The sequence below is a fragment of the Micromonospora sp. NPDC049175 genome (genome assembly GCF_043197345.1).
GTDB lineage: Bacteria > Actinomycetota > Actinomycetes > Mycobacteriales > Micromonosporaceae > Micromonospora.
Genome location: NZ_JBICSY010000002.1, coordinates 1,269,243 through 1,282,078, shown reverse-complemented (window position 1 = coordinate 1,282,078; position 12,836 = coordinate 1,269,243). Strand labels below are relative to the sequence as shown.

Annotated in this window: 11 protein-coding genes; 3 read left to right on the top strand and 8 right to left on the bottom strand. The window is 72.4% G+C overall.

Translation table 11 applies throughout. From position 1 onward, the window contains the following. Window positions 1-391: 391 nt before the first annotated feature. From ACGFH8_RS12925 to ACGFH8_RS12905, 5 genes are all read right to left on the bottom strand, one after another. The gene (locus ACGFH8_RS12925; protein WP_393366631.1) at window positions 392-721 is read right to left on the bottom strand and encodes a phospholipase; all 330 of its coding nucleotides are present in this window, start codon (window positions 719-721) and stop codon (window positions 392-394) included. A 20-nt stretch (window positions 722-741) separates the two neighbouring features. After that, window positions 742-2,136 carry a DUF4331 domain-containing protein gene (locus tag ACGFH8_RS12920; protein ID WP_393366629.1) on the bottom strand — a complete coding sequence of 465 codons (1,395 nt, stop codon included), beginning with the start codon at window positions 2,134-2,136 and terminating at the stop codon, window positions 742-744. 51 nt (window positions 2,137-2,187) lie between these two features. Further along, on the bottom strand, window positions 2,188-2,466 hold the full coding sequence (locus ACGFH8_RS12915; RefSeq protein WP_393366627.1) for a hypothetical protein: 279 nt from the start codon (window positions 2,464-2,466) through the stop codon (window positions 2,188-2,190). Window positions 2,467-2,628: 162 nt separating this feature from the next. Beyond that, the gene (locus ACGFH8_RS12910; RefSeq protein WP_393366625.1) at window positions 2,629-5,172 is read right to left on the bottom strand and encodes a bifunctional FO biosynthesis protein CofGH; all 2,544 of its coding nucleotides are present in this window, start codon (window positions 5,170-5,172) and stop codon (window positions 2,629-2,631) included. A 234-nt stretch (window positions 5,173-5,406) separates the two neighbouring features. Continuing rightward, complete coding sequence (locus ACGFH8_RS12905) at window positions 5,407-6,540, bottom strand: hypothetical protein (RefSeq protein WP_393366624.1); 1,134 nt, start codon at window positions 6,538-6,540, stop codon at window positions 5,407-5,409. Between the two features lie 98 nt (window positions 6,541-6,638). Here ACGFH8_RS12905 and cofD point away from each other — a divergent pair, with 98 nt between their 5' ends. Then, window positions 6,639-7,586: a 2-phospho-L-lactate transferase gene (gene cofD / locus ACGFH8_RS12900; protein WP_393366622.1), complete on the top strand. Its 948-nt coding sequence runs from the start codon at window positions 6,639-6,641 to the stop codon at window positions 7,584-7,586. Continuing rightward, the gene (locus ACGFH8_RS12895; protein WP_393366620.1) at window positions 7,583-8,668 is read left to right on the top strand and encodes a coenzyme F420-0:L-glutamate ligase; all 1,086 of its coding nucleotides are present in this window, start codon (window positions 7,583-7,585) and stop codon (window positions 8,666-8,668) included. Before cofD ends, ACGFH8_RS12895 begins: the two co-directional genes overlap by 4 nt. Window positions 8,669-8,775: 107 nt before the next feature. Here ACGFH8_RS12895 and ACGFH8_RS12890 read toward each other — a convergent pair whose 3' ends face one another. Both ACGFH8_RS12890 and ACGFH8_RS12885 read right to left on the bottom strand, forming a co-directional pair. Further along, window positions 8,776-9,774 carry a winged helix-turn-helix domain-containing protein gene (locus ACGFH8_RS12890; RefSeq protein ID WP_393366618.1) on the bottom strand — a complete coding sequence of 333 codons (999 nt, stop codon included), beginning with the start codon at window positions 9,772-9,774 and terminating at the stop codon, window positions 8,776-8,778. Window positions 9,775-10,060: 286 nt separating this feature from the next. Next, window positions 10,061-11,107: a hypothetical protein gene (locus ACGFH8_RS12885; protein WP_393366616.1), complete on the bottom strand. Its 1,047-nt coding sequence runs from the start codon at window positions 11,105-11,107 to the stop codon at window positions 10,061-10,063. 54 nt (window positions 11,108-11,161) lie between these two features. On the opposite strand from ACGFH8_RS12885, the gene ACGFH8_RS12880 reads away from it, so the two are divergent. After that, window positions 11,162-11,755 (top strand): NUDIX hydrolase, encoded by a 594-nt coding sequence (locus ACGFH8_RS12880; protein ID WP_393367103.1) that lies wholly within the window; start codon window positions 11,162-11,164, stop codon window positions 11,753-11,755. Here ACGFH8_RS12880 and ACGFH8_RS12875 read toward each other — a convergent pair. After that, window positions 11,724-12,815, bottom strand: coding sequence for a mannose-1-phosphate guanylyltransferase (locus tag ACGFH8_RS12875; protein WP_393366615.1), 1,092 nt, complete (start codon window positions 12,813-12,815; stop codon window positions 11,724-11,726). The genes ACGFH8_RS12880 and ACGFH8_RS12875 overlap by 32 nt on opposite strands. Window positions 12,816-12,836 lie beyond the last annotated feature (21 nt).

Below are 12,836 nucleotides of genomic sequence, written 5' to 3'. Positions count from 1 at the left end.
CCGTCCGGTCCCGTTTTGTTGCGTTCCGTGCGAACAACCCCATTCAAATTACACGCGTGTAATGCGTGCGCCGTCAAGCCAAACTTGATAATGGAGTCGCCCTCCCGACACCCCCGGACGGCCACTGGGGCCGTCCAGCCTCGCAACCTGCCCTATCGATTCAGACCCCGGCCGAGTAACGCCCTCTCCGGCGAGTTGCCCGACTTTTCTGCCGTGGCGCTCCCCCGACGAGTCGCCGGCGGGACAGCGTCAGACACCCACACCCCCAAAGCTGATCTTGGTGGGGGACAGGTTAACGCGGCGCGGCGCAGACCGCCCGTCAAGCTGGGGGCAGCACATGCGCCCCGTCCACAATGTGGACGGGGCGCTGCGCGAAACCGGTGTTCGAAGGTCAGCTGGCGGCCCCGAAACCGCTGGTGGGCCACACGAATTCGGCAATCCCTCCACCGTGGACAGAAACCGTGCCGACTGGCGTGCTGCCGTCCCACCAGACGGTATAAATCCCGCCGGGCAGATCCGGGTAGACCGCGCTGTGGAACGAGCCGTCCTGCACCCTGCGCTCTCGTACGGCGGAGTGGACCCGCCGATCGTCGTCCCGGCTGATCTCGATCTCTCGACCGTGCAGATCCCGGCTCGTGTAGACGATCAGGGCACCGGTGTCGCCGCCCAGATCGAGAACGACGCTTCCCGTCTCGGACGGCCCGTACGCGTGCTCGTGCATCCGCTGCTCCCCGCCGAAGGTCAGGACCCCGCCGGCGGGTTGTTGAACCCGTCGTACGGCGTACCCAGGTAGGGGAAGTTTCCGAGGAACGGCGCGGTCACGTCGGCGGCGCTCAGGCCGGGAGTGACAGCGGCGGCCGCCGCGTCGGGGCGGAACGTCTTGTCCACCAGCGGCACGGTCACCCCGGCGATCGCCCGCAGCGCGATGCTCACCACGTCGTCGCCGACGCGCCGCCCGTTCGGGAATCCGGCCAGGTCACCACCGAGCACTCCGAACCGGTCCGGCTTGGGTGTCGGTGGGATCGCGGTGTTCAGCCGCAGCATGTCGGCCTGCACGTCGCCGGTGGCGTTGGTGAAGCCGTCGATCAGACCGGCGGGTACGCCGGTGAGCAGGATCGCCACCAGGTCCGCACGGGCCTTCTTCGCCTTGGTGAGCCGGTCCAGATTCGGGAACACGTCCGGGTAGAGCGCCGGCAGCAGGGCGGCCAACTCGGGTTGCTCGACGAACCGCGCGAACCGCTTGTCCTCCGACGGTGGCAGCGAGTTCCACAGGTCCTTCTTGGACATCGGCACGATGACCTCGTTGAACAGCGGATTGCCCAGCCGGGAGACCTGGGTGAACGGCCCGGTCGAGGTGTCCGCGCCGCCCCGGTCGCCGAGCACCCGCACCTGCCGGCGCGACGCCGACGTCCACACCCCGATCACCGACGCCTGGTCACCGGCGCCGTAGCGGTTGGCGCGGCGGCGTACCTGCTTCAGCGGCACCTGCACGGCGATGCTGTGCACGTTCATCCGGTCGGTGGCGTTTACCGGCTCTCCCTCCGCCTTGAAGATCTTCTTGCCGGCGACGTGCAGCTGCTGGAACGGCCGCAACGTGCCGAGGTCGAAGATCGCGCCCAGGTCGACGAAGAAGCCGTCCGCGCGCTGACCGGCGAAGACCCGCTCCCCGGTGGAGAGCGAGTAGGTCGCCTGCCGCACCAGGTCCGCGTACTTCGGGGTGGACAGCGGTCCGACATTGCACGGCGGGCAGGGCAGCTTGTGTGCCAACCGGTGCTCCCGGCCGTCGGACACCCGGGTCAGGCTGTAGAACTGCCGTCGGTTCCAGTTCTTGCTGTCCAGCGACTCGATCGTGCCGGTGTTGTAGAGAAAGCTGTTCGGATTGGTGATCTCGGTGGTGAATTCGAACCGGTAGGTGACATCCGGACGACCGTCGCCGTCGTTGTCGATATGGATCTCGTAGCGCACGTCGTCACCGAACTCGAAGAAGTTCGGTCCCCCGGAGGGCAGCTGCAACGGGACGTAGTTGGCGATCACCGTCACCGTGTCGGGCTTGTCGGGGCTGACGAACGCGTACAGGTCGGAGCTGTCGGCGACCGGATCCTTGGCTATCTCCGGGGCCTCGCGGTGGGAAGACATGGCGGACCAACCTCACTGGGCGGGGACAGGATGGCAGTGCGGAGTGCCGGGTCAGCGCCGGGCGGCGCGCCGCAGCCGGTCCGCCAGGCCGCGGTCGCGTACCTCGATCCGGGCATCGCCGACGAAGACGTCCATCGTTCCGGATTTGGCATCACGGAGATGCACGACGATCGGTTCGTCGGGACGTCCGGCCGCGCCGGGGGCGTTCTGCGCGGCCGACAGGCCCGGCACGGTGAGCGCGGCGGCGCCGAGAGTGGCGCTGGCCGCGGCGGTCAACGTCTGCCGGCGGGTCAGTCGCGGCCACTGCCGCTTCCGCTGATCACTGGTCATGGGCAACCTTTCCGGCGGCGGCGCGAACGCGCCCGCGGGGACGGACGGGTCCGGCGCCGTCCATCGACGCCGCCGGGCCCCTGAGGGGACACCGGCGGCGATCCTGGCCGCGACCGCCGCCGGCATCGCGTGGTACGGCCGGCGGCGGGGAAAGGTTCGACGTCAGGGTCGAACGTGACCGTACGCAGTCGACCGCTTGCGCGCCGGTCGTCCGGCGGCCTCGGCGATGGCCCGCAACTGCTCCTCGGTACGCGCGGATCCGTTGTCGGAACCGGCCATCCGGGAGATGGTCTCCTCCATCAGCGTGCCGCCCAGGTCGTTGCATCCACCCTGGAGCATCGCCACGGTGCCCTCGTCGCCGAGCTTCACCCAGGAGCACTGGATGTTGTCGATCCGACCGTGCAGCAACAGCCGGGACATGGCGTGCACCACCCGGTTCTCCCGCCACGTGGGCCCGGGGCGGGCGATGCCGGCCAGGTAGATCGGGGCGTTCGTGTGCACGAACGGCAGGGCCACGAACTCGGTGAACCCGCCGGTGCGGTCCTGCACCCCGGCCAGCACCCGGAAGTGCCCCAGCCACTGCCCGGGGTGGTCGACGTGGCCGTACATCATCGTGGAGCTGGACCGGATGCCCAGCTCGTGGGCCGTGCTGACCACGTCGACCCAGGCGGCGGCCGGGAGCTTGCCCTTGGTCAACACCCACCGCACGTCGTCGTCGAGGATCTCCGCGGCGGTGCCCGGGATGGTGTCCAGCCCGGCCTCGCGCAACTGCGTCAACCACTCGCGCACCGGCACGCCCGCCTTCGCGGCGGCGGTGACGATCTCCATGGGCGAGAACGCGTGCACGTGCATCTCCGGCACCCGGGCCTTGATCGCGCGCACGATGTCGGCGTACCCGGTGACCGGCATCTTCGGGTCGATGCCGCCCTGGAGGCACACCTCACTGGCGCCGGCGGCCCACGCCTGCTCGGCCCGGTCGGCGACCTGGTCGACGGAGAGCCGGTACGCGTCGGCGTCCCGCTCACGCTGCGCGAAGGCGCAGAACCGGCAGCCCACGTAGCAGACGTTGCTGAAGTTGATGTTGCGGTTGACCACGTAGGTGACGTCGTCGCCGACCGCGTCGCGGCGGACGTCGTCGGCGAGCCGGCACAGCGCGTCGAGCGCCGGCCCGTCCGCGCCGAACAGCGCCAGCGCGGCGTCGGTGTGCCGGGGATCGAGCAGCGCCGCCGGGTCGTCGGCTGCCAGCCGCAACCCGGCCGCCAGGTCACGGTCCGCGCCGCTCCCGGCCGACACCTGGGGTACGCCCGCCCGGCGCGCCGCCGCCTCGGGGGTGACCTTGCCGGCGACCTCCGACCAGTCGCCGTAGACGCTGTCGAAGTCGCCGCGCCGGTCGTCGGTGCGGCCGGTGGTGTCGATGGTCTCGTGCAGGTCGACACGCCCGCCGAACACCTCCTCCGGCTCCTGCCAGGGACGGCCCTGCGGCCGGGCCGACTCGACCGCCATGCCCGTCGCCGGGTCGGCCAGCGCGTTGACGTGCGGCAGCAGCCGGGGGTCGAGCCACGGGTCACCGGCGCGCACGTACTCCGGGTAGATGGTCAGCCGCTCCCGCAGCGTGAACCCGGCCAGCTCGCTGTGCCGGGCCAACTCCTCGATCTGCGGCCACGGGCGTTCCGGGTTGACGTGGTCCGGGGTGAGCGGCGAGACGCCACCCCAGTCGTCGATGCCGGCGCGCAGCAGCAGGTCGTACTCGCCGGCGATGAGGTTCGGCGGGGCCTGGATCCGGGCCTTCGGGCCGAGCAGCAGCCGGGCCACCGCCACCGTGGCCGCCAGGTCGTGCAGCTCCGCGTCGGGCATGCCGCGCATCGCCGTGTCCGGCTTGGCCCGGAAGTTCTGCACAATCACCTCCTGGAGGTGGCCGTACTCCCGGTGGGCGCGGCGGATCGCGAAGAGCGCGTCCACCCGCTCGGCCGGCGTCTCGCCGATGCCGATCAGGATGCCCGTGGTGAACGGCACCCCGACCCGGCCGGCGTCGTCGAGCACGCGTAGCCGGACCGCCGGTTCCTTGTCCGGTGAGCCGTAGTGCGGGCCACCCGGCTCGGACCAGAGCCGGGTCGCGGTGGTCTCCAACATCATGCCCATGCTCGGGGCGACCGGCTTGAGCCGTTGCAGCTCCGACCAGGACAGCACGCCGGGGTTGAGGTGCGGCAGCAGCCCGGTCTCCTCCAGCACGGCCACCGCGCAGGCCCGCAGATAGTCCAGGGTGGAGTCGTAGCCGCGCTCGTCGAGCCAGCTCCGGGCCGCCGGCCAGCGCTCCTCCGGGCGATCACCGAGCGTGAAGAGGGCCTCCTTGCAGCCCTGGGCGGCGCCGGCCCGCGCGATGGCGAGCACCTCGTCGCGGTCCAGGAACGGCGCCGGCAGCCGGTGCGGCACGGTGGCGAACGTGCAGTAGTGGCAGCGGTCCCGACACAGCCGGGTCAGGGGGATGAAAACCTTCTTCGAGTACGTGACCACGCCCGGCCGCCCGGCGTCGCGAAGACCGGCGTCGCGGATCCCACCGGCCACCCGGAGCAGTTCGGCGAGGGCGTCCCCCCGGGCCGACAGCAGGGCGGTCGCCTCGTCGAGATCCAGCGCCCGCCCGGTCGCGGCCCGGCCCAGGGCCCGCCGCACGCTAGCGTCACTCGGGCCAGATTGGGTGCGATCAACCATCCGCTCAGCCTATGCGCAGCGCGAGCCCGCCCTGCCAGTCCCGGCCCGCACCGTGAGAAACGGCCCACCTCGGCTGGGTCGGCGACGCTCCGGCGGGGTGACGGTGCCAGTGATCTCCCTGGCCGGCACCTCGTGCGATCCGCCAACACGATGATCAGGTGACGAAAAGTAGGTGGCCGGAACGCTGCCGACCTACTTTCCATCACCTGATCATGGAGCCACCCGGAGGTCGAGTCAGCGGGGCTGGTCGGGCTTGATGTGCTGGGTACGGTCGTCGTCGTCCGGGTTGGCGGGGCGGGAGATCGCCTGCGTCGGGTCGGCGGCGGCCGAGTCGGCAGGGCGGGGAATCGCCTGCGTCGGGTCGGCGGCGGCCGAGTCGGCAGGGCGGGGAATCGCCTGCGTCGGGTCGGCGGACTGGCGCGGGATGGCCTGCGTGGGGTCGGCCGACGGCGGCTGCCCGAACGGCGGCCCGGCCGGGGCCGACGGCGCGGGGTTTACCGGCGGGGCGGACTGCGGAAACGGCGGGGCGGACTGCGGAGCAGCCTGGAACGGTGGGGCCGACTGCGGGGCAGCCTGGAACGGCGGAGCCGACTGCGGGGCGCCCTGGAACGGCGGCGCGGACTGCGGGTGCGGCGGGGCCGACTGCGGGGCGCCCTGGAACGGCGGCGCGGACTGCGGGTGCGGCGGGGCCGACTGCGGGGCCTGGAACGGCGGGGACGGCTGGGCGTACTGCCCGGCGAACTGATCCGCCGGGTAACCGCCGGGCTGGCCCGGAGCGGGCCACCCGCCCTGCGGCTGGCCACCGGGCTGCCCCGGGGTCGGCCAGCCACCCTGCTGCTGCCAACCCGGCTGCTGCGGTTGGCCGTAGACGCCCGGCTGCGGCTTGGGCCGCGGCACGTAGTAGTGGGCACGCCAGATGGTGTAGACGACCCAGGCGGCGACCGCGAAGATCACCATCCAGGCGAACCGGGTGAGCACACCGAGGAGCGCGTCGAGCACCTCGGCCTCGGCCAGCTGGCCCACCGTCCAGATCAGCAGGGTCAGCGTGCCGAAGATCGCGCTGACCCCGTACTCGCCGAGGGCCACCTGCGTGATCAGCTTGGCCTTCGGCACCACCGGTGAGATGTGCGTGGCCAGCAGCACGGCCAGCAGCGGGAGACCCACCGCTTCCAGCCCGACGAACGTCTCGAAGGCGCTGCCCGAACGATCGGTGAAGGAGCCGTCCGGGGCGATCCACCGGAGCAGGCCCACGAAGAGGAACACGGCGTTGGCGCCGAGCAACGCGAGCGCGGCGAGTTCGCGTAGTGGCTTGGTCAGCTGACGGGCCTGCGCCGCGTCGGCGGACGCGGGCTCAGCGGGGCTGGTCACGAGCTCCCCCTCGGGGCATGAGCGGACAGGGCGCACGTGAGCCTAGTCTCGTGGGCCACCGGCGGATCGGAGGCATCACGTGCGCGAGGATGGTCGTCATGCACATCGTGGTTCTGACCGGCGGCATCGGCGGCGCCCGGTTCCTGCTCGGCGTCCGGGCGTACGCCCGCGAAGTGGGCGCGGAGGTGACCGCCGTGGTCAACGTCGGCGACGACCTGTGGCTACACGGGTTGAAGATCTGCCCCGACCTGGACAGCGTCATGTACACGCTCGGCGGCGGCGCGGACCCGGAGCGGGGCTGGGGTCGGGTCGGCGAGAGCTGGACGGTCAAGGGTGAGTTGGCCGCGTACGGGGCGCAGCCGGACTGGTTCGGCCTCGGCGACAAGGACATCGCCACCCACCTGGTCCGCACCACAATGCTCAACGGCGGTTACCCGTTGAGCGCGGTCACCGAGGCGCTGTCCACCCGGTGGCAGCCGGGCGTACGCCTGCTGCCGGCGACCGACGACCGCCTGGAGACCCACGCGGTGGTGGAGGACGAGCAGGGGCAGCGGGCGATCCACTTCCAGGAGTGGTGGGTCCGACACCGGGCCGACATCCGCACCCACCGTTTCGTCTTCGTCGGCGCGGAGACGGCGAAGCCGGCAGCCGGGGTGCTCGACGCGATCGGCTCTGCCGACCTGGTGTTGGTCGCTCCCAGCAACCCGGTGGTGAGCGTCGCGCCGGTGCTGGCCGTACCGGGGCTTCGGGAGGCGGTGGCGGGCGGCCCGGCGCCGGTGGTGGGTGTCGCACCGATCATCGGCGGCGCGCCGGTGCGCGGGATGGCCGACCGCTGTCTCGCCGTGCTGGGTGTCGAGTGCAGCGCCGCCGGGGTGGGCCGCCTCTACGGGGGCCGGTCGGACGGCGGCCTGCTGGACGGTTGGCTGGTGGCCGACGAGGACGCCGGCACTGTGGTGCCCGGGGTGACGGTCCGCGCGATGCCGCTGCGGATGACCGACGAGGCGGCGACGGCGGCCATGGTCCGCGCCGCGGTGGAGTTGACGTGAGGCTGGAGATCCTGCCGGTGCTCGGCATCGGCCATGTGACCGAGGGTGACGACCTGGCGGCGATGATCGCCACCGCCGCGCCGTGGCTGCGCGACGGGGACGTGCTCGTGGTGACCAGCAAGATCGTCTCGAAGTCCGAGGGACGGCTTGTGGACGTCCCGGCGGACGGGCCCGAGCGGCTGGCCGCACGGGACGAGATCCTGGCCGCGGAGACCGCCCGGGTGGTCGCCAGCCGGGGGCCGACCCGGATCGTGCAGACCCATCACGGTTTCGTGATGGCCTCCGCGGGGATCGACGCGTCGAACGTGGACAAGACGCAGCTCGTGCTGCTGCCGGTCGACCCGGACGCGTCGGCACGGGCGCTTCGTGACGCGCTGCGGGAGCGCTACGACCTGGACGTGGCCGTGGTCATCAGCGACACCATGGGCCGCCCCTGGCGCAACGGGCTCACCGACGTGGCGCTGGGCGTGGCCGGGATGTCGGCCATCCGCGATCACCGGGGCGAGGTGGATCCGTACGGCAACGAGCTTCAGTTGACCCAGATGGCAGTGGTGGACGAGCTGGCCGCCGCCGGCGAGCTGATCAAGGGCAAGTGCGATCAGGTCCCCGTCGCGGTCGTGCGGGGCTACCTCGCCGCCACCACCCCGGACGACGCCGGTGGCGCGCGGGCGCTGATCCGCGACGCGGCACAGGACCTCTTCGCGCTCGGCACCGCCGAGGCCCGCGCCGCCGGGCTCGCCGACGCCGCCACCCTGGCCGACGGTCCCGGCCCCACCCCGGCCGACCTGACCGCGGTACGACGGGCGATCGACGCGATCGCCGGGGTGGTCGCCCCCGGCACGGTCTTCACACTTGTCGACGAGGCCGAGGTACGCGCCGGACTTGTCGCCGAGATGCCCGGCTGGCCGGACGGGGCCACCCTGCTGCTCGGCTCGGCCCCGACACCCGTCGACCCGATCGGCCTGGTTCGCTTCGGCGCCGACCTGCACCGACTGCGTGTCGCCCTGGCCGCCCAGGGCGTCGGGTCGACCCTGTTGCCGCCACCACCCGGCAGCCCGGCGAGCGCGGCCCTCGCGCTCTGAGACACCGTGGGGTCGCCTGCCCAGGCGAGCGGCTCTCGCGCTGTGAGACACGGCCGGGTCGCCCGTCCCAGGCGGCCCGGCGTGCTCGCGCGGTGACCTGTGGCGGGTCAGGCGTCCAGCATGGCTCGGCCGAGCGGGGTCAGCGTGTGCAGCACGCTGTTGCGGTCCCGGTGACTGACCAGCAGGCCGGCGTTGCGCAGCACCGTGGCGTGTTGGCTCGCCGCCGCCGGTGAGATGTTGAGCCGGCGGGCGACCTCGCCGGTGGTGCAGCCGTCGTCGCTGGCCTGCAACACCGCCGCCCTGGTGCGGCCCAGCAGCGCGGCGAGCGAGTCGCGGGGGGCAACGGACCGGGCCGCCCCGGTGCCGTCGACCGATGCCAGCCCGCCCAGCCGGTCCACCCGGTAGACGAGCACCGGCGGCAGGGCCGGGTCGAGCAGGGCGACCGGTGTGTCCGCACAGAAGAACGACGGCACCAGCAGCAGCCCCCGACCGTCCAGGTGCAGCTCCCGGCTGTGGGGATAGTTGCGGACCTCCAACACCCCGCCGTCCCAGCGCATGGCCGGCCGGAGGCTGGTGAGCAGGCCCTCGGCACCACCGTCGAGGAGCGCCCTGGCCCGGTGCGCCCGGTCCGCCTCGACCGCCGACTGGATCCGGCTCCAGTACGGGTTGATCGCCAACGACCGGTAGTGAACCATCGAATCGGTGAGGTGGTGCAGCACCGTCACCTCACCGCGGGCCAGCGCGGCGGCCGAGGGTGGCAGCCGGTTCTCGGTGGCGAGGACCCTCAGGTCTCGTTGCAGCAGCCCGGTCGGGGTGCTGCGGAGCGCGTCCAGCCCGGCCTCGAAACCGTCGACGCTGGCGTACGGGGTGAGAAAGTCCGGGAAGTAGCCGCGTGGCGGGCTCAACGCGAAGAGTAACCTGAGCTGATCGGAGGCGACGTCCTGACGCAGCCCTCGAGACACGGTGCGCCGCCAGTGCGCCGTCAACGGGTCGCGGTTGCGGCTCTGCAACGCGTGCAGGCTGAGGACCAACTCCCAGACCGGGTCCGCCGCCGGCGCCACCCGGGTCCGGAGGATGTCCTCCCCGGAAAAGTGGATCTTCAGCATGGAGCGCTCCAGTGTCGCCAGCAGGGGGATGCCGGGTGACGGTTTGACTCTACCCGGACGGCACTAATCTCCATCTTTAAGCCAGGACTGAAAAACCTCGACGTCGCGGAAGCGTTTCGACATGCTTCCAGAGCCCGAACACCGCGCCGGCGTGTCCTCGACGCGCCGGCTCAGGGCACCGGGTCTGGGGAGGCCCCGGCGATCGGGCGGCACCACGAGGGTCTGCGGCCCTTGCTCCGCAGAGGTGCCGTCCGGTCATCCAGCCCCACCGCCGCACCCGCTCGGCTCAACCAACCCAGAGCGCGACCCGGTGATCCTCGTCCGTGACGTAGAACGGTCGCCCGTCCAGCTCGGCCAGCCCCTCCACGTGGTGGAACGGCGCCAGGTCCCGCACCGGCTCCCCGACCAACCGGCACACGTCGTCGGACGCGGGGGCCGGGAGTCGGAAGCGGACGTGCCGAGACGTGACCTCACCGCCGCCCGGGTGGTCGTCGAGCAGCACCGACCCCTTGCCCAGCGCGTCGATCGAGCCGATCACGGCCGCGTACCCGCCGTCCGGCGTCGGGGTGATCGCACGGAACCCGGTCAGCTTTCCCGGCGGGGTGACCCCGGTCAACGCGTACGCGCGCAACGCCACCGGCCACGCCGGCTCGGCCGCGAACATGCCCGGCACACCGGCGACCTCCACCAGGATCGGCTCACCGGCGTCGGTGACCGGGAACCGCAGCCCGAGCAGCACCGTCCCGGCCGGGGTGAAGGCGGCTGCCTCCACGTTCACCGGTAGGTCGTCCGCGGCCAGCCGGCTCACCCAGCGCTTCTCCCGGGCGGTCCCCCGCGCCAGCGTCTCCACGATGAACCGCGCCCGCACCCGGTCCCCCGGCGGCAACAGGGTCAGCGGCGACCCGGCGAGGGCGTCGTTCACCGCCCGGTGCAGCCGGAACGAGTTGCGCACCACGTGCACCGACACCGGCCCGGCCGCCGCGTCGTCCTCCCGGAAGCGGGCCACGAAGGCGCGCCGGGGACGCAGCGGGCCGGCCTTCGAGCCGAAGTGGGAGCCGAAGACGTACACCCAGCCGTCGTGCTGGGCGAGCGCCTCACCATCCTCGGTACGCCCGTTCTCCGCGCCGGCGTCCGCCAGCACGTGCCGGGCCGTCCACTCGCCGTCATCTCCCTGCAGGAGCAACGCCAGGCAGCGCTCCACCGGCCCCTCGTCCAGCACCGTCCAGAAGCCCCGCCGGGCGCCGTACGCGCGCAGCAGCGCGGCCGACCGCACCGGCAGCAGATCGCTTGCCTCGTTGCCGGATACCACGAATTCGACGAGTCGCAGGTTCACCGGGCCAGCGTACGGAGCGCGCGCTCGTACAGTGTCGGGGTGCCCGACACCCCGATCACCGCCCACCCGACCGACCCCGAGGCGTACGCGCCACTGCACGCCGACGCGATCTCGCTGCTCGAAGGCTGGCAGCCGACCAGCCCGGCCGCCGCCACCGCGCGGGACCGGTCCCTCGCCCTGCTCGCGGCCGGACCGATCGCGATGAGCCGACAACACCGCCCCGGGCACATCACCGCGAGCACGCTGGTGCTGGACGCCACCGGCTCGCGGGTGCTGCTCTGCCTGCACGTCAAGTTCGCTCGTTGGGTGCAGCTCGGCGGGCACTGCGAGCCGGTCGACCAGACCCTGGTGGCCGCCGCGCTTCGCGAGGCCACCGAGGAGTCCGGGATCGCCGGCCTGCGCATCGACCCGGTGCCGATCGACATCGACGTGCACGAGGTGCTCTGCCAGGGCGGCTCACGCCACTACGACGTCCGGTTCGCCGTGGTCGCGCCGCCCGGCGCGGTGGAGCAGGTCAGCGACGAGGCCGAGGAGCTGGGCTGGTTTTCGCCCGACGACCTGCCCGAGCCGTTGGCCGGCGGGACGGTGCAACTCGTCGCGCCGGCCCTCGCGGCTCTCAGACGTAGCCCTCTTCGCCGCGCGCCTTGAGCTCGTCGACCAGGGCCTTGACGCCCTGGGCGCGGTCGCGCGGGCAGACCAGCACCGCGTCCGGGGTGTCCACCACGATCAGGTCGCGCAGCCCGAGGACCGCCACCAACCGACCGGACTGCGGCACCACCACCAGGTTGGCGCTGTCCCGCAGGAGCACCCCGGGCTTGGCGTCGGTGCCGAGCACCACGTTGCCCGCCTCGTCGGCCGGCAGCACCTCACCCAGGGTGTGGAAGTCGCCGACGTCGTTCCACCCGAAGTCGCCCGGCACGGTCGCCACCCGACCCGCGGTGGCCGCGCCCTCCATCACCGCGTAGTCGACGGAGATCTTCGGCAGGGTCGGCCAGATCGCCCCGAGCACCTCGTCCTGCTCGGGGGTGCCCCAGGCGGCGGCGATCGCGGCGACGCCGGCGTGCAACGCCGGCTGCTGGCGGGCCAGCTCGGCGAGGAAGACATCCACCCGCCACACGAACATGCTCGCGTTCCACAGGTGCCGGCCGGAACGGACGTACGCCTCGGCGACCTCGGCGCCCGGCTTCTCCTTGAACTCGGTCACCGGCCGCCAGGGAGCGCCGTCGGTCTCCTCGCCGGTCTCCAGGTAGCCGTAGCCGGTCTCCGGACGGGTCGGGGTGATCCCGACCGTCATCAGCATCCCCTGCTCGGCCCCCCGGACCGCCTCCTGGACCGTGCGCACCCAGCTCCCCGGGTCGCCGATCAGGTGGTCGGCCGCGAAGCTGCCCATCACCGCCTCCGGATCGCGTACCGCGATCACCGCGGCGGCCAGCGCGATCGCCGCGCAGGAGTCCCGGGGGGACGGCTCGACCAGGATGTTCTCCTCCGGCAGACCGGTCAGCTGCCGGGCCACCGCCGCGACGTGCGCGGCGCCGGTGACCACCAGGGTCCGGTCCGGTGTGGTCAGCGGCGCGAGCCGCTCCACGGTCGCCTGCAGCAGCGAGGAGCTGGTGCCGGTCAGGGGGTGGAGGAACTTGGGGTGGCCGGCGCGGGACAACGGCCACAACCTCGTGCCGCTGCCACCTGCCGGAATGACCGCATAAAGCATCCGCACATCATGCCCGACGTA